The 16384-nt window shown below is 57.3% G+C and carries 14 protein-coding genes; 3 read left to right on the forward strand and 11 right to left on the reverse strand.

All coding sequences use genetic code 11. The features are described from left to right. Together CJ187_RS06115 and CJ187_RS06120 are read right to left on the reverse strand one after the other, a co-directional pair. The gene (locus tag CJ187_RS06115) at positions 1 to 447 is read right to left on the reverse strand and encodes a Na(+)/H(+) antiporter subunit C (RefSeq protein ID WP_102216743.1); all 447 of its coding nucleotides are present in this window, start codon (positions 445 to 447) and stop codon (positions 1 to 3) included. Continuing rightward, positions 444 to 3338, reverse strand: coding sequence for a Na+/H+ antiporter subunit A (locus CJ187_RS06120; RefSeq protein ID WP_102216744.1), 2895 nt, complete (start codon positions 3336 to 3338; stop codon positions 444 to 446). Before CJ187_RS06120 ends, CJ187_RS06115 begins: the two co-directional genes overlap by 4 nt. Before the next feature lie 627 nt (positions 3339 to 3965). Between CJ187_RS06120 and CJ187_RS06125 the strand changes: the two genes are divergently transcribed. Then, entirely contained in the window at positions 3966 to 5249 is a 1284-nt protein-coding gene (locus CJ187_RS06125) for an MFS transporter (protein ID WP_102216745.1), read from the forward strand. 112 nt (positions 5250 to 5361) lie between these two features. Here CJ187_RS06125 and CJ187_RS06130 read toward each other — a convergent pair whose 3' ends face one another. The 5 genes from CJ187_RS06130 to CJ187_RS06150 all read right to left on the reverse strand — a co-directional run bounded on the left by CJ187_RS06130 (position 5362) and on the right by CJ187_RS06150 (position 9774). Beyond that, the gene (locus CJ187_RS06130; RefSeq protein WP_284667202.1) at positions 5362 to 6636 is read right to left on the reverse strand and encodes a hypothetical protein; all 1275 of its coding nucleotides are present in this window, start codon (positions 6634 to 6636) and stop codon (positions 5362 to 5364) included. Further along, on the reverse strand, positions 6633 to 7241 hold the full coding sequence (gene dcd / locus CJ187_RS06135; RefSeq protein ID WP_102216747.1) for a dCTP deaminase: 609 nt from the start codon (positions 7239 to 7241) through the stop codon (positions 6633 to 6635). Before dcd ends, CJ187_RS06130 begins: the two co-directional genes overlap by 4 nt. 34 nt (positions 7242 to 7275) lie before the next feature. Further along, positions 7276 to 8007: an ABC transporter ATP-binding protein gene (locus CJ187_RS06140; protein ID WP_199171096.1), complete on the reverse strand. Its 732-nt coding sequence runs from the start codon at positions 8005 to 8007 to the stop codon at positions 7276 to 7278. Then, on the reverse strand, positions 8004 to 9221 hold the full coding sequence (locus tag CJ187_RS06145) for an ABC transporter permease (RefSeq protein WP_102216748.1): 1218 nt from the start codon (positions 9219 to 9221) through the stop codon (positions 8004 to 8006). The genes CJ187_RS06140 and CJ187_RS06145 overlap by 4 nt, the downstream gene beginning before the upstream one ends. A 91-nt stretch (positions 9222 to 9312) precedes the next feature. Further along, a complete protein-coding gene (locus CJ187_RS06150; protein ID WP_102216749.1) occupies positions 9313 to 9774 on the reverse strand; it encodes a DUF4418 family protein in 462 nt (153 codons plus the stop codon). A gap of 363 nt (positions 9775 to 10137) precedes the next feature. Here CJ187_RS06150 and CJ187_RS06155 point away from each other — a divergent pair, with 363 nt between their 5' ends. Next, positions 10138 to 10740: a DNA-3-methyladenine glycosylase gene (locus tag CJ187_RS06155; protein WP_102217054.1), complete on the forward strand. Its 603-nt coding sequence runs from the start codon at positions 10138 to 10140 to the stop codon at positions 10738 to 10740. Positions 10741 to 10914: 174 nt separating this feature from the next. Here the strand turns inward: CJ187_RS06155 and CJ187_RS06160 are convergent, their stop codons facing one another. Further along, positions 10915 to 11961, reverse strand: coding sequence for a lipid II:glycine glycyltransferase FemX (locus CJ187_RS06160; protein ID WP_102216750.1), 1047 nt, complete (start codon positions 11959 to 11961; stop codon positions 10915 to 10917). A gap of 144 nt (positions 11962 to 12105) precedes the next feature. Between CJ187_RS06160 and CJ187_RS06165 the strand changes: the two genes are divergently transcribed. After that, positions 12106 to 12798, forward strand: a complete 693-nt coding sequence (locus CJ187_RS06165) for a GNAT family N-acetyltransferase (protein WP_102216751.1) — start codon at positions 12106 to 12108, stop codon at positions 12796 to 12798. 127 nt (positions 12799 to 12925) lie between these two features. Here CJ187_RS06165 and CJ187_RS06170 read toward each other — a convergent pair whose 3' ends face one another. The 3 genes from CJ187_RS06170 to CJ187_RS06180 all read right to left on the reverse strand — a co-directional run bounded on the left by CJ187_RS06170 (position 12926) and on the right by CJ187_RS06180 (position 16339). Continuing rightward, entirely contained in the window at positions 12926 to 13666 is a 741-nt protein-coding gene (locus CJ187_RS06170; protein WP_102216752.1) for a pilin N-terminal domain-containing protein, read from the reverse strand. Between the two features lies 1 nt (position 13667). Further along, a complete protein-coding gene (locus CJ187_RS06175; RefSeq protein ID WP_233187371.1) occupies positions 13668 to 14750 on the reverse strand; it encodes a class C sortase in 1083 nt (360 codons plus the stop codon). Between the two features lie 101 nt (positions 14751 to 14851). Continuing rightward, positions 14852 to 16339 (reverse strand): SpaH/EbpB family LPXTG-anchored major pilin, encoded by a 1488-nt coding sequence (locus tag CJ187_RS06180; RefSeq protein ID WP_102216753.1) that lies wholly within the window; start codon positions 16337 to 16339, stop codon positions 14852 to 14854. Positions 16340 to 16384: the final 45 nt, after the last annotated feature.

Genomic DNA, 16384 nt, shown 5'->3' on the forward strand with positions numbered 1-16384 from the left:
TCACGAGGTGGCCTCCGCATCGTAGTCCACCCCAGGGTCTAGTTCCCCGGTTGAGTCTGCAGCGAGGTCCTCGAGTACTTCTTCGCGTTCTTCACGGCGGGCTACGCGCCGGTCTTCCACTTCGTCGATGACTTCGTCGTGGCCAGTTAGGCGCCACGACCGGTAAGCCAATGCCATCCCGAACGCGGTGGTTACCATACCGATGACGATCGCCGTGAGGATCATGGCTTGCGGCAGGGGGTCAGACATTTGCTCCGGCGCGGTGGATTGCAATAGGGGTGGCCCACCCGGCCGGCCTCCCGCGGCGATAATCAGCAGGTTCACGCCGTGCCCCAGGATCGCTAGGCCAATGACTATGCGCGTGAGGGTGCGTTCCATCACCAGGTACAGGCCAGCCGCGATCAGGAACCCACCTAATGCGATCACAGTTAACGATGGGGTGTTCACAGTTTCACGTCCTTCTCTTGGCTCTGGGATGGCTTTTGCCGCTGCGCTTGAGACTGTTCGCGGTCGCGGTCGATTTGGGCGCCTAGGGAAGCCAGTAGGTCTAGCACGAGGGCAAACACGAGCACGTACACACCAATGTCAACCACGAGCGCGGTGGTGAAGTGCAGTTGGCCAACGAACCCGAGGGGAATGTCGATGGGGGTTGATTCTAGTACTCGTTTACCTTGAGCCAGGGGCATGAGCGCCCCGATCGCGGCGATGAACAACCCCAGTCCTAGCATGCGGCCTGGCGCAATCGGTAGGGCCGACCAGAGTTCCGCGCGCCCTCCAGCTAAATATCGCAATACCAGTGCAATCCCGGCCACTACCCCACCGGCGAACCCACCACCGGGATTGTTGTGGCCCACCAGGGTCAGCCAGATGGATACGACAATCAGGGTGGGGAACATGAGTCGCACCCCGATTTCTAGCATCACGGATCGCTGCAGCGGGGACAGGCGGGCGGTGGAGGGGAGCCAGGATCCGACGGATACGCGTGGGGCTCGTTCAATGCGGGTGTGGCGGCGCGAAAGGTAGATCAGGGACGCCACCCCAGTTGCGGTCACGAGCACCACGGACAGTTCCCCAATGGTGTCCCACGCCCGAATATCCACCAGGGTGACGTTCACGATGTTGGTGCCGTATCCGAATGGGAGGGCTTCTTTTTTCATGAGGTCTGAGGACGGTTCGTGAACCCGGGCTTGCACTGCGAAAATCGTGGCTACGGAAACGGCAGCTCCAACGGTGCATGCCAGGGCTAGGCGGAGCCAGCGGGAGATCTGCAGGGGTCGGTTCGAGAAGAAGCGGGGTAGGGAGCGCAGCACGAGGGCGAACACGATGAAAGAGACGATTTCAACCACGGATTGGGTCAGAGCCAGGTCGGGAGCGCCGTAGATCACGAACAAAAGCACCATGGTGGAGCCCACTACGCCCAGGGCAATCACGGATTTTATTCGCCTCCGCGCCTGCACGGCGACCACTGCGGCGGCAGCACACACGACGGCGATCCCCACTTCAAGCGGGGAGTTCCACAAGCTCAGCTTAACCGTCGGGTCACTAATGTGGGCGAGTGCGTAAACCACGATAACGGCGAACACCGCCAGGATAGTGTTCACGTCCCACGGTAGAGAGCCGGGGTGCAATATGGCGGTGATGCGAGCCGAGAAGTTCTCTAGTGCTATCACGGACCACCGGTAGGCACTGACGACGTTCACGTGTTTGGGCTGTAGGCGTCGTTGCAGCCGGGCAACGGCGGGGCGTTTAACCGCCATGTAGGCACCCCCAATTAGGATCGCGCCCGTGCACACCGCGGGCACAACCCCGGACCACAGGGCAATATGACTATCTCCGGGCATGCCCGTTGCGATCAGGTTCGTGACCGCATCCATCCACGCGGGGTACGCACCCGCCAGGGATGCGGCGGCTAGTAGCACGATCGGGGCGATGGATACCGCCGGGGTGGGTTCTACTTTCATGTCCACTTTTACACGTTTGGGGGCAAAAGCTCCCCACCAGTAGCGCCACGAGTACGCGACTGTGAACATGGAGCCCCCAACGAGTACCGCAAGACACCCTAGTTCTACCGCGCGCATTCCCAGGTTTGATGCGGGCATGAGTTCTAGCAGCCACACTGCGTGCGTACCGTCTACGAGCGCGGTCACGAACGCTTCTTTCCCCAGGTATCCCAGGAGCAGGGGCACACCCGCCATTGAGATTGCGCAGATCCCACCCGCTGCGGCTAGCCATGGTTTGTACCGCATGAGGTTCGATAGTTCCCGCAGGTCCCGCGTTCCCGTGGTTTTTTCAACCAGCCCAACGCTCATGAACAGGGCTGATTTGAATACGGAGTGGGCGATGAGCATACCCAGACCCGCCGCCATGGTGGCGGAAGTGCCGAATCCGAGGGCTGCGCTGATTAATCCTAGTTGCGACACGGTTCCGTAGGCGAGGACTAGTTTGAGGTCGATTTGCCGCAGTGCTCGGTACCCGCCCAGAACCATGGTTGCCAGACCGATTATTACGATGAGGGGGGACCAGCCGGGTACGTATGTGAACGCTGGGGTGAGCCGGGCGATGAGATACACGCCGGCTTTCACCATAGCGGCGGCGTGTAGGTAGGCGGACACGGGGGTTGGGGCCGCCATGGCGCCGGGCAGCCAGAAGTGGTGGGGGACGAGCGCGGATTTAGCAGCTGCACCCCAGATGATGAGGATCGCCCCCACTATAACCAGGGGTGAGTGAACGTCGTAGCTGCCGGCTTGAATGGCGGCCACAAGAACAGAGATCCGGTAGGAACCACCCGTGGGGTGGGCAACCATGACGAAACCGGCGAACATGGCGAGCGAGCCGGCGCCAGTTACGTGTATGGCTTGCCGGGCAGCAGCGCGGGCGGCGCGGCGGTCGAAGTGGTGACCAATTAGCAGGAATGAGAGGATAGTAGTCATTTCCCAAAACAGGTAGACCATCATCAGATGGTCGGCGGTGACGAGGCCGAACATGGCGCCCGCGAACGCGGTGAAGACGGCGCTGAACCGGCCTAGGGAGGCGGCGTTTTCAGAGAAGTATCGGGCAGCGTACACCATCACCAGTGCCCCGACACCGCTGACGACTAGCACCATGAGCCACGACAAAGGATCTAAGCGAAAAGCCACGTCAAGGGAGAGCGCGGGCACCCACGAATACTCCTCTGCGAGGATGTCGCCACTGAAGACACTGCTGGTGTGTGCGAGCGCCCAGACCACTCCGGCTAGGGGGGCGGTTGCCAGCATGAGCAGTGCGTTCCGGCCCACGTATCGCAGCGCCACGGGGGCGAGTGCCACGGCTAGCGCGTGGATCAATAGTACTGCAATCACTTACCAGACCCCACTTTCGCGCCCCTCAACGTCAAAAACTGCTCCCAGGCTCACTGTACCGGTTATCACCGCTTAGAAGCACGCGCAGCCATTATGCGTCCGCCAGCGGACCAACCAGCTGGCTGAGGGCAGAGGGGACGCACCGAGCCCATGCAGCTGAGCTCAAGTGAGAACCAGCCGTTTTCCCACCAGCAGTCGGGGTAAGTACGGTTCTAGACAGGCGCTCCATCTGAACTCTAGTTTGACTGCAGAAATCATTAATGCGGTGGTTGTTCCCCGCGTAAAAAAGGCCATGACGTCACCGATCTGTACTGTGCGTTCTGATCGTGGCAGCAGGTTCCGGGCACATTACAATTCGCGAGAGGTGCAACTCTGATTGCAGGTAACAACGGCTCGGGATCCCGCGTACCGGCGGGAGAGGATATACGATCGATGATGATGAAAAGAGGCGATTAGTAATCCTCGCCTTAGTTAGTTGCCCTCATATTGCATCTGGAAGCGGATGTATTGAAACAACTTAATCAATACGAACCAGGTGATCAGTACGAGCCTGGAGGAAACTATCCAGTATGAATTAACCGATATGAGCTTGTGAAATGCGTGGAACCCTGTCGCAAGGAGAAACTAATGACTTTCCGTCTAGCTTTAGTGCGGCGCGCCCAATATCTGATGATTGCGGGGCTTATTACTTCCTTTATTGGTTCCGAAATGATCGAGGGGGCTGCCACCGGTTTGGTAGCTCTAGGTGTACTACCGGTGGTCTGGGTGCCACTGTATTCCACCGTCACCGACTTGCAAGACTCATTTGCCGCATCGGTAGCCAAGATAGTAGAAAAACGCGACCCCGGTGCGGTGCTGGTTGCCTGCGAACTAACCGACGTCGGAATCTCCCTCATCACAGTGACGTTGATATTAGCTTTCGGGGATGGTTACCTCACAATGATTTTGATAGGGTATCTTCTCATAGCCTCAATCTTGCCGCTCATAGTAGACCTGGCCGAAGAGTTCTACCTGAACGACATTGGGCAGGTGGATGCCCAGCTAGTGCTGCAAGCAAATACGATTATTTCGGTTGCCACCGGTACCGCTGGGCTCATGCTGGCTCGCCCAGTGGGAGCACTCGTTAGCTCTACCGGAATCGCGGTCATCCTCGGCTTTAATATTGCTTTCTCCTTCTTAGTGGTTGTTCTTCGCTGGCGTTCCACCGCAACCTTCCATCCACAACACGTCCTTGAGGAAGAAAACGAAGACGAGCCGGAAGGGTTCTTGGGCTCTATCAAAGATTTCTTGCTCCCTCACAGTCCTCGGCACGTTCTCAGATTTGGTGTCCTATCTCCAGTGTTCTCATTCTTTCTATCCCTAGCGCCAGCAATGATCGCAACCTATGTATTGTTGTGGTTAGCGAACAGCGGAGACAAGCCCTTAGTGCGCCTGGGAACCATGTTGTTTGCAATGGGCCTCGCTCAAGCCCTCATTCCTCTGCTGATGGCCCGGCTCATGCGCAACGTTCAGGACCGAGGCTCAGCTCGCCTTATCACCATATTTCTGATAATCATGCTCGGAACCTATCTGACCGTACTCATGGTAATCATCGCACTGCCGGATGGTCCGTTCCGCTTTTTCATTGTCCTCGCCAGCCTGATCGTGGCGTCCTCCTCCGCGTGGTGCGTGCGCTTCGCGATTTCCACACTACGCCAGTCGTGTCTAAACCAAGCTGATTTCCGCACTGTAGTGGGCTGGTCGTATTCCCTGACCGCCATCGGAGGAATCGCCGGTTCCTGGCTCGGATACATGCTCAAAGCAGATATTGACCCCCGTTTTTCTCTGCTGGGCGCGGTGATCACAATGGCCGGCCTAGTTAGCTGGCTTGTCATAAAACGGGTGACGCTACCACCATCCGTTCGATCTTGACTAACCTACTTGTACCTTTCAACACAATAGATTCTTTCCAACAGGTAATCACTCACTGGCATACCAATCTTCAACCAAACCGGCAGCTAGGGTTTGTCAATAAAGTAACTGATTATTCGAAGGCAACCAGGAAGTGGTCTTCGTCCAGGACTTGGCCTGCGGTGGCGCGGGCGATGGTGCCGGCTAGGGATTCGATTTGGTCTTTAACGCGGATGCGTTCTAACCGCACGGCACGCCCGGGTTTAGACAGGGATTTGCGGTACACCTGTGGGGGTATCCACATGATTTGGTATTCCACGGCCCGCCCCTGGGGCCACTGTTCGAACCTGAGCGTTGGGGGGATGTAGTCCGCTGGGGTTGCGGTGATTTGGATTCTTGAGGTGTTTCCCGCCGATGCGACTAATGCGTAGCCGCGGACCACGAAATCTTTTTGCGCAGCTTTTTCATCAGCTATGCGCGCCACTTCAGCGGCTTGTGTGAACTCGTTTTCGGGAATGTCAATGGCTTTCGCTACTTCCTCACGGGTTTGCACGCGCTGCGGGGAGTCAATGGGTGGCAGTGACGCCAGTTCACTAACGTTAACTATATCCGGCAGGTAGCCTTTCAGCAGTTCCGTGAGGTCGTTTTCTTCTACCCAACGGGGTGAGAACACGCTCATTGTCACCGCGGAATCCGCGTCGGGTTCAAGGATTCGCCCCGAGGTGTTGATCCGGATTGCGCCTGCGAGCCGGCGGGCGATTCGCCGCAGTGCCTCAAGAATTTCGAACTCAAAACCGGTGGGCATGCCCTTTGGGAAAGCGGCAGCCAGGTCGTCTACTTTGCGGAGCACTTCGGGTGCGGGGGCGGTACGGGTTTGTGCCACGTCTACAACCCACGCTTGGTTGTAGCTGGTGGGGGTACCCAGGGCTCGGCGCACAGTATTGTCCACCCGCCAGGGTCCGCGCAGCCGGGCATCCCGCGTTAACCGCAGTACCCCGGGTTCTACCCAGCCGGCGTCGTCCCAAATGGACACGGCCAAGGCTTCCAGCTCTCGCGGGTCCACGCTTTCGTGTACGAGCAGGAGGTGGTGGTCCTCGCCTTTCGCAGGGTCCAGGTGGTTGGCGTGTGCGAAATCTATGCCCGCCACGTCCACGGCGGCGCGCACGTCTGTTGCCTGCAAAGCCCCCGCTTGCGTCACGGTTAGCGTTGGGCCGTGCACATCCTGGTTCACGTCCCCCACCTGTGGAGTACCTTGTGCGAACAGGTCCGCTAGCGTGGGCACGGGTTCGAGCGAGAGGGGTTCGTCGTCGAGTTTCGCCATGCGTTCACTGATGGGAATCCGGTCTGGTTCCGCGTTCCCCTGTTCCTCCTCGTTGTTTTGAGGGCGGTTTGGCTTACTAAAACTCATAGCTGTTTGCCTTCAAAATCGGCGGATGCGGGCACGTTAACGCATTCGAACCCGAGGTGTGAGCGTGAAGCCGTGGGGCCGCGTTGCCCTTGGTAGCGAGACCCCGTGGCGCCGGACCCGTAGGGGAACTCGGCGGGTGAGGACAGTTGGAAGAAGCACAGTTGCCCCACCTTCATACCGGGGTAAAGCAGGATCGGCATCGTTGCCGTGTTCGATAGTTCGAGGGTTACGTGTCCGCTGAAACCGGGGTCGATGAATCCGGCGGTGGAGTGCGTCAGCAGCCCCAGGCGGCCCAGGGAAGATTTGCCTTCCAGGCGGGCGGCAACGTCGGACCCGAGGGTGACGCGTTCGAACGTGGAGCCGAGTACGAACTCTCCGGGGTGCAGCACGAATGGTTCTTCTTGCCCCACGTCCACCAGGTGCGTGAGGCTTTCTTGTGGTTTCGCCGGGTCGATTACTGGGTACTTGTGGTTGTCGAACAGTCGGAAGTACCGGTCTAACCGCACGTCCACGCTGGAGGGTTGCAGCATGGGTTCGTCCCACGGGTCCAGTGCCACGCGCCCATCTTCGATTGCGCGGCGGATATCGCGATCACTTAACAACATGCTTCCATTTTGGCATGAACGCTTCGGGCGTGGTTTATTTATCCAGATCTGTTAGCAATTGTCCGGCGTCCATCCGGTAGGTGTGGTGGGCGCGGCGGATCGCTTCGGGGTCGTGGGACACCATTAGGATTGCGGTGCCTTTGCAGGCGAGTTCTTCCAGGAGGTCCAGTACTAAACTGGTGCTTTGCGCATCCAGGTCGCCTGTGGGTTCGTCTACCAGCAGCAGTTTTGGTGCGCACACCAGCGTGCGGGCAAGGGCTACGCGGCGGATTTCTCCGCCGGAGAGTTCGTGCGGGTATGCGTCCGTGAGTTCGTCGATTTGTAGTTGCTGCAAGTACTCTTGTGCCCGCTGTTCGCACTTTGAATCCGCGTTCTTGTACATGCGGGCTGGGAATAATACGTTATGCCACACGTCTAGGGAAGGCAGAAGTGTTTCGCGTTGCGTCACGTATCCTACGGTGTGGTTGCGTAGTGCGGACACGTGGGCGTCGTCGAGTGCGGCGATGTCCTGACCGGCTATCCGCACGGTGCCGTCCGTGGGGTCCAGCAGGCCAGCGATCATGTTCAGTAGCGTGGTTTTCCCATTTCCAGATCGCCCCACTATCGCGAGGAACATGCCTTCACTTGCCGTAAAGGACACGTCGTCTACCGCGGCGAACACTTCCCCTCGGCGGGTGAACTCACGGGTCAGCCCGGTAACTTCCAGCAGGGGCTCAGCTTCGCTTTCAACTATTTTTTTGGGCTTTACCTCTGCGTGTGTGTTCACTGCCCCTCCCTCAAGGTTAAATACGTTTCTTTACTGAGCATGCGGCCACTACTGGTGACGCACGCAAGTACGCTAACTAGGGCGGCGCCGGCGATACAGGCAACGGCGAGCCACACGCCGGTGGTAAAACCGCTTTCTAAGTACGGTAGTTGCACGGTTTGGCGGATAAAGGACGCGAATGGGAACATGACGAGCGCTCCCAACCCAGATCCGATTGCGCCACCAATGACGCCGATCACAACTGCTTCTTGCATGAGCATGCGGGCCAGTAGCCGGCGGGTGGCGCCCATTATTCGTAATGAAGCGAGTTCTTTTTTGCGGCTTTGCGCGGCCGAGGTGAATACGGCGAACAGTACTGCTAGGCCGGCGACCCAGAATAGGGCCACGAACCCGGTGACGTATAGGGTGACGATGTCCATTCCCGCTTTCACCTTGTTGGTTAGGGTTGCGGGCGAGATGGTGACGGTGTCTTCCATGCCGGGTAGTTCGCGGATCCGGTCTTTCACTTTTTGCGACTTGTACCGGTCCCCCACGTTCACCATCACTGCGGAGACGGCGTTGTCGATTTGCGATTCAGGTAGGGTCCGCCGGCCGATTCCCGCGGCCCGTTTACGCATGTCGCGAATGGTATTGCGGTTTACGAATACGGTGTTGTCGTATGAGGTTCCGGTACCTGCTAGCTGCGCAGCTACGGGGAAACGGTGGCGGAACAGGCGGATTTTTCCGTCTGAGGACGGGTGTACGTTGGAGCCGACAATCAGTTCCCCATCTTTGAGGTTCCCGCTGTACGCTGTTTTGATCCACGGTTGAATCACGAAGTCTGTTTGCGGGTCAAACCCGATGATCTGCACTTTCGCCGCGCAGCACCCGAGGTTTAGGGAGGCAATGAACGTTTGTGCCGTGGCTTCCTCTACGCCCGCCACGGATTTGATTTGCTCCAGCACGTCCGTGTCGAAGTAGAAGGTTTGCGGCCCACCTTCGAGCATCACCTGTTCGGCTTGGTCACGAGCGTCTTTGGGGACGATCATGAGGTCCGCGCCCATCCGGTTTTGCAGGTTAGTTAGGCCCGAATACAGGTTGAGGGACATGAGTGACCCCGCGTAGAACACGAACGTCAAGATAGCTACCACTGTGGTCAGCACTCCGGTGCGCAGCCCTGCTTGCCGCAGATTCTGTACTGCCAGGTACCGCCACAGTCCACTCCCCTGTTTCACACTTCCTCTTTCTAACTCTGTTCTGCCGGTTCACGCCCGATTGGTTTGGTTTACACTCCCCAGCCGCTGATTCGCTATCATAACCGTCCAGTTAGTTTGACCTCTTACCGGTAGGGTTCGCGGCCCGCCGGTTAGTATCGTTCGCGGTTTGTTTATTGCTGGCACTCGCGGCACGCTGGTCGAGCGCGAATGCGATGCCGCCGCACAGTAGGGCGAGTACGGATACGACGATTAGGGTGGGTTTCATAACGGAGTGGCAGTGCATCATTGGGTCGTCGCACACGCCGATCAGTACGGTCACAACTGCGAATTCTAACGCGCTGGTGAGCACCACTCCGATAGAGATTCCCGCTCGCATCGCAGGTGGAGACATCAGGGCGAACGCGCCCATGAGTGCGATCACAACACCGATTCCAAGTGAAGCCTGCGCGGTCCAGTGGCACGCCATTGGCATGCCCGTCACTGGGCATGGGGTGGCGAATGTTTGGGGTGCGATGGCGATGAGGAGGCCAAAGATGATGGCCGGTGCGCTGGCAATTATTTTGTTACGCATTGTGTAGTTTCGCTTTCACTGTGGGCAGGTCTGGGTGGGATCACTGCCACGTGGTACCCCCATTTTTTCGGGCGCGCACCAAAAAGATGCGCGCCCTTCGTTGGGAGAGACCCTCGTTTCGAGGACTAGAAAAATAATAGGCCACACCACCCACATTTAGCAAGGCTCACCTAAGTTAAAGGTAGAGAGTCTTAGAAAATAGGTGTGGAGAACCATAGAGAGTAGGTGTAAAGAGCCTTATAGAACCGCGGGAAAGACTTACCTACACACTAAGCGTGGACAGTGCCTCAAAAAAACTGCCTATGGGCCAAAGCGCACGCCCCCTCAGGGCACGTGTTCTGGTGAAGCACTATGGTGGCTAGTATGGATTTTGAGTGGTTGAACTTACCGGCCCCGCAGGCGGCGCGTGAACTGTTGGGGTGCCGCCTGGTCAGCACCATTGGCGACGGCCGCGTGGAAGCGCGGATTGTGGAGGTTGAAGCCTACGACCAGAACGACCCCGCGAGCCACACTTTTAAAGGCCAAACCCCACGTAACAAAGCCATGTTTTTGTCTGCCGGCCACGCGTACGTATACCTCAGTTATGGGATCCACCATTGTTTGAACGTGGTGTGCGGCCAGGCGGGTTTTGGTGCGGGCGTTTTGGTGCGCGCTGTGGAACCTTTGGTGGGGCTTGAGGTAGTTGCCGCTCGCCGCCCCACCGCGCGGAAAGAGTGGACGAACGGGCCGGGTAAAGTGTGCCAGGCACTGGGTGTGGATCTGAGTTTAACGGGGCATGATCTTTGCGAACCACCACTGCAACTGAAACGTGAGCAGTTGCGTGCGGATGAGCGGATTCTTGAAACCACGCGGATCGGTATTTCTAAAGCCGCAGAAGTACCGCACCGGTTTTACATTTCAGAACACCCCGATGCCTCTAGGCGCGACCGCGCAGCGGAGCGAAACCTCCGTAACCCGAGCGGCTGAGCGCGTCCTGCGTAACCCGAGCGGCTGAGCGAAAGCTGCGCGACGGAGCGTAAGCTGCGTGGCAACGCGGCTGACCATGGGCTGCGCTGCCACGCACGTTAGTTAGCGCAGTCCACGCTTTCGACCTGGCTAGTTCGAAGACGCTGCTCGGCGCTAGTTACACTACCCTTTGGATTAGTTAGTGAAACGGTCTTTGAGGTCTTGGGCTAGTTCACGGCGTTTGTGCCGCAACTGTTTCGCCCCCTGCAACGCCCGGTAGTACAGGGGGTGTACGGGTACGTCCCACGGCCCAGGGACCTCGGTGACTTCTTTGGAGTACTTGCGTTTGAATCGGCCCACGCCCGCTAGTTCGGGGGCACGTGGGGAGTCGATTCCCATGAGGTCCAGGTACGCCGCACCTTCTTTAGCTAGTGAGCATGCCATGAAGTAGTACAGCAGGTCGGACGCTCCGGCTTTGCGGCCTTTAGCGTTTGACGCCCCATAGTAGTACGCGGAGTCTTTCCCATGGATTGTGGCGATCGCCCACGACACCGGTTCCCCATCTAACCGCGCGGTGTAAAGCTTGCAGTATTTAGGTCCGAGCATGGACAGCATCGTTTGGTACGTGGTGCGGGGGTTAATGGTGAACCCGTCGCGGTCCGCGGTTTCTTCTAAGATTTCGTACCGTTGGTCGAACACGTCCATCGCCTTATCCGTGTCATCCGTTGCGGACAACGCGGGGTTTCGTAGGCGTTGACGTACTGCCCGGCGGCCTTTAGCGTCAAAGGACTTGAGGATCTGGTCATCACTAAGCCCAGCGAGTTTGATCACCACGGTGCGGTCGTACCCCATGGTTTGCAGTAGGTCCTCAAGATCATCGGCTTCGTGCCATGTGTGTAGGCGAACGAACACGATAAGGGGGTCGATCCGTTTAACTCCTGCCACTAGTTGCTGGCGGAACGCGTGTTCTTCTGCGGCGGTGGGCTTATCCCCCACCCAAATCGGCCCCTTTTTGGCCCACAGGTAGCGGAACCCGGTGTCTTGATACAGAGAAAGGCTAACCATGGCGCGTGGCTGCCCGTCCACGTACCACACGAGCTTTCGCCACGGTCCCCGATCGTCCATCGCCTGGTCGTACCGGTCCCAGTGTGGGGTTTGCTCTATTGGTAAGGTCACGTCCAAATCCTGCGCTATTTGCAGAAACTGGCTACCGGTTACTTCCTCAAATTTGCCTACAACCATACTTCAACCCTACATGACCCCACTCCCCCACTTACCACAACCCCGCGTGACCTTTGGCGCGTGGTTGTGCACCCGGTATTATGCGCGTGGTTGTCCGCCCGATATTATGAATGGGTTTTGTTTAAACAGTGTTGGGAGTGGGCAGTGCCTCAAACGGGATTGGAACTGAAACAAGCGGACGGGAAAGATCTTGCGCGCACGCAAGGCGCGTACAAGGAAATTAAGGATTTTTTAGCGTCTGAGGTCACGTACAGGCACTGGCACACGGAGAATCACCCGTCTGAGCAGGACATTGCGCGGTGGATTGAGCGTGGGCAGATGTTCATCGCCCTCCAACACGGGGCGGCGCCGGGACTTGGGGCGCGCAGCTCCGGGACTGGCAATGCTGCGGGCGCCGCGAATCCAGCTGGTGCGGAACTGGTTGGTGAAGAACTGGCCGGTCAAGAACCTGCCGACCCGGAACCGGCCAATGCGGAACTGGTTGGGGTGATGGCCCTGGATCAAGCCGTCCCCCAAGGATATGAGGCAGCACCGTGGCTGGTGGACGCCGCGCCCAGTGAGGTGCTGGCTGTGCACGCCCTTGGGGTTGTGCCCGGGTATCAGCGGCGTGGGGTGGCGAAGTTTTTGTTGGATGGTGCCCTGGAGGTTGCGCGTGAGCTCGGTTGCGTAATCGTGCGTTTAGACGTGCTGGAGCAAAACACGCCGGGCATGAAGCTGTATTCCGATTATGGTTTTAAAGACTTGGGCCTGTTCCACGTCGACTACGACACCACGGACCTGCACGACTTTCACCTATTTGAATACGTTTTAGACCAGCCGTGCAAAAGCGAGGTCTAGCCGGCCACGTAGAAGTGGGGTCTAGTTGGCCGTGCGAAAGTAGGGTTTAGCCGGCCGCGTGAAAGCGGGGTTTAGCCAGCCACGTAGAAGTGGGGTCTAACAGTTTTGAGCAGGTGCGTTGACCTGTTTACTGCGCGTCTTTTTCGCGGCGTTTACCAGCAAGCAGTAGGCCGAACCCGATTGCGGATGCTGCAAGCAAACCTATTCCCAGCACGGCAGCACCGGTGCGGACCAGGTGGTTGTCTGACTTGTGCGGCTTATCTGTAGGCACGGGTTTAGCAGGCTTCGAGGGGCTGGGTTTAACCGGTGGCGTTGTCGGCTCTGGCGTAGGCTGTTCTGGCGCGCGCTTTGGGGTTACGGAAATGTGGTAGACCCATTCGTTGGTGGCGTCGTTCCACGTGGGCACGGTAAGTACGAACGGCATGGTGGGTTCGTATTCTTTCGGCGCGTTTTCCGCCACTACTTCTTTCACTAGGTACACCGCGGGTTCAAGCCCGTAGAACGTGACTTTACCTTCCGAGTTCGTCACGCCCTCACGCGTATTTTCTAAACCGTGTTTCTGCGCGGTCTCGGGCGTGAGTTTACGGATGGTGTCCCAGTTTTCTTTGTTCAGTTTGAGGCCGGTGACGCGGGCGATGCTGTATTTGATACCCGCTACGTTGGTGGTCCAGTGGGTGGCGTTGTCGTTGTATGGGTTGTCTGCGGTGCGTTGGATTTCGAGGCTGCCGTCGCGACTGGTGTCTATGCTGGTGAGGTTGTTGGGGTTCGGGTCGCCCCCTATTGTGGCCCACGCTCCTGCGTTTACCCCGAAGAGGGTAACTAGGATTGCGGCTACCCCGGCGAGAATCCTATTTCGTAGCGTGTTCATTTCAGCTTTCCTTATTGGCCTGTTGGTCCGACTGTGGGTTGTGCCCGGTGTGGTCGTCACTGTGCGCCGTTGTTGCCTGGTTTTCAGGCTGTGACTGCGGTTTGGGCTTTTCTAGTATTGTACGTCGAGTTTGGGCGCGTTTGGCGGCCCTTTGGTTTTGACGTGTTTGTTCGCGTTGTTTGCGGCGTTGGTGGCGGCGCCATAACCAGTATATGAGTGCTAGTAAGGCTAGTAGGCAGATGATAGTGATTGCGATCATCCACCATGTCCACATGGTTCCGTTTGGTTCGGTGAATACTTGCGGGTTGTCTAGGGGCGCTCGTTCACCTGTGACGAGTAGCCGGTGGGTGTTGATTCCGTATGGTGTGCAGGTGAGTACGGTTAGTAGGTCTTTGTCGTCTGCTACTTCGAGTCCGTCTACTTCGGTGGGGAGGACTACGCGGATGTCGCTGACTTTGTAGCGTAGTTTTTCACCTCCAACTTGGACGTAGATGGATTCGCCTTTGACTACTTCTTTGAGGTGGTCTAGGAGGGTTGCGGATGGGAGGCCGGAGTGTCCGGTTAGTACTGCGTGGGTGTTTTTACCACCTACTGGGAGTGAGGAGCCGTAGAGGTGTCCGATTCCTTTTTCAAGGGTTTTCGGGTCGGTTCCGTGGTAGATGGGTAGGTCCACGTTGATTTTTGGGATTATGAGGCGTCCCATTTGTGGTGTTAGCGCGAGTTTGGACAAGTACGTTTGGTATGGGTTGTTGTCTTTGGACACGCGGGCGAGCCACGGGTCTAGGATCGGCATACCGGGTACTTGTTTGTTGTATTCGCGGGCTTCTTTGATGCTTTTGTTCCACGCTGTCATGTCTTGCCCGGCGACTGCTTTGGAGTATTGTTCCGCAGCTTCGTTTTGCCTTAGGTTGTTCCAACCGGTGGCGATTACGGGGTACATGAGTACGAGGATTCCAGCTATTGCGAGCAGTATGGGTAGCAGGGCGGTGCGGCGGGGTTTACCCGGGTTGCCTGTGTGGCTTTTGTATTTGTTGCGCTGCCCTTTGTGGTGTGCGCGTTTCCCGGGTTTTGCCTGTTCCTGCACCGATTCTCCCTGCTACCTCACACTTAATCGAGGAGGTGTTCAGCCGGGTCCCACTCCCCTCAGTTTTTGTTACCTGAGGAGGTGGGCCAGCCTGTACCTACTTACGCCTGCTCGCGCTGCTTACGTGCGTAGTAGTACGCACCACCAAGCAGTCCAGCACCAATCAGGAGGAACAGGGCGATACCTGCACCACCAGTGAGAGGCAAGTGCTGACGGATCGAATCAGACGAAACGTTTTCGATGTTAACCGTGTTCTTCGCCGCGTCCATATCTACCGTGTGCACAACCGGAGAAGCTAGCTTCTCGTAACCCTCAGGAGCCTGAGTTTCAACAATACAAACCTTCGAACCAGTGATCACCTTGCCGATCACTGCCTTACCAGCATCGTCCGTGGTCCAAACGGTGTCTCCACCGGTCTTAGGAGCGATTGGATCGCCAGTCGCTTTACCGTCAGCATCGCATTTGTAGATTGAGAACTTCGCTCCAGCAAGGGGCTTCTGATCCTGACCGGTCTTGTTAATCGTAATGTCCTGAGCCTTCACGACCGGGTTGTCCGGATCATCCGGTGTAGTCGGGGTGAAGGTGTTTCCACGGTCCGTCTCAATGTTTGCCGTCGCAGTGTTGTTAATCCCATTTGCAGGATCGCCCACAACGGTCATCTCAAACTCGACACGGAGGAACTTACCCTGAGCGTTCTGCACCTTCGCAAGACCAGTTTCTGTGAGAGCAACAGTCGCATTTGTGGCCTCTGCGTGAGTAAAGGTGTAATCAGCGTCATCTAGCGTAATCGCATCATTTCCAGCTTCAGCGTCCTTTGCAGAAACAACCTGAACTTTGAGGACCTTGCCGTTATCTCCATCAGTCTGCAGTGCATCGGAAGGAGTATCTACAACCTCGAACTTTGTAAATTTCTCAGCTTCCGTTCCCTCGGCTGCTTGAGCCAACGATGGGATGGGGGTATCGACGCGGAACTGCATCTTCGACCCTTGTACTACCGGCGTGTTCTCGTCAGTAATATTGGTTTTCGAAATGTTGTCTAGAGTCTTGCTCTTCGGGTATACGTGCACGTCGTAAAGGTAATTCGTGCCACCGCTCGAAGGATCGGTCATTGGGATAGCAACAACTGCCGGAGCAATACCGGTGGTTCCCTTGGGAGTTACCGTTTGCTTCAGCAGGTAGATGCCTGGCTCCAGATTATCGAACTTGACCTGCCCATTGTCCCCTGTAGGTGCGGAGGTCATGGTGCCGTTAGTGCCAAATGAAGCATCGGTGTCGCCGAAGCTAAGCGGCGTTAGCTGTTGCGCTTTAGCGAAGTCTGCGTTGTCCAAGCGGTTCAGAGTGGACTTCTGCAGTGAGAAGACTGCACCTTTGACGGGCGTGGACTCCGGTAGATCCGTAACTTCAGCACCGGTAGGATCAATAGGATCCGCGCCTTCCTTAAGGTTCAGTGCGTGAACTGTGATTGAGCCTTTGTGATCCGGGTCAATCTGTGTGTCTGCTTGGGCGGCTGTCACGCCCATCGCGGTTAACGCTAGTACGCCAACCGCTGCTACTGCGGAGCGCACCAACTTTCTAGTTTTCGTAAACATTTACCTATCCTCGATTTCTCGTGATCTCTCTTGGGTTGCTATATT

The organism is Gleimia hominis, from assembly GCF_002871945.2.
Taxonomy (GTDB): domain Bacteria; phylum Actinomycetota; class Actinomycetes; order Actinomycetales; family Actinomycetaceae; genus Gleimia; species Gleimia hominis_A.

Bases quoted from the DNA above. Each gene is read 5' to 3' on its own strand.
- CJ187_RS06125 (WP_102216745.1), top strand. From the start codon at position 3,966: ATGACTTTCCGTCTAGCTTTAGTGCGGCGCGCCCAATATCTGATGATT.
- dcd (WP_102216747.1), bottom strand. From the start codon at position 7,241: ATGTTGTTAAGTGATCGCGATATCCGCCGCGCAATCGAAGATGGGCGC.
- CJ187_RS06160 (WP_102216750.1), bottom strand. From the start codon at position 11,961: ATGGTTGTAGGCAAATTTGAGGAAGTAACCGGTAGCCAGTTTCTGCAA.
- CJ187_RS06130 (WP_284667202.1), bottom strand. From the start codon at position 6,636: ATGAGTTTTAGTAAGCCAAACCGCCCTCAAAACAACGAGGAGGAACAG.
- CJ187_RS06180 (WP_102216753.1), bottom strand. From the start codon at position 16,339: ATGTTTACGAAAACTAGAAAGTTGGTGCGCTCCGCAGTAGCAGCGGTT.
- CJ187_RS06170 (WP_102216752.1), bottom strand. From the start codon at position 13,666: ATGAACACGCTACGAAATAGGATTCTCGCCGGGGTAGCCGCAATCCTA.
- CJ187_RS06150 (WP_102216749.1), bottom strand. From the start codon at position 9,774: ATGCGTAACAAAATAATTGCCAGCGCACCGGCCATCATCTTTGGCCTC.
- CJ187_RS06155 (WP_102217054.1), top strand. From the start codon at position 10,138: ATGGATTTTGAGTGGTTGAACTTACCGGCCCCGCAGGCGGCGCGTGAA.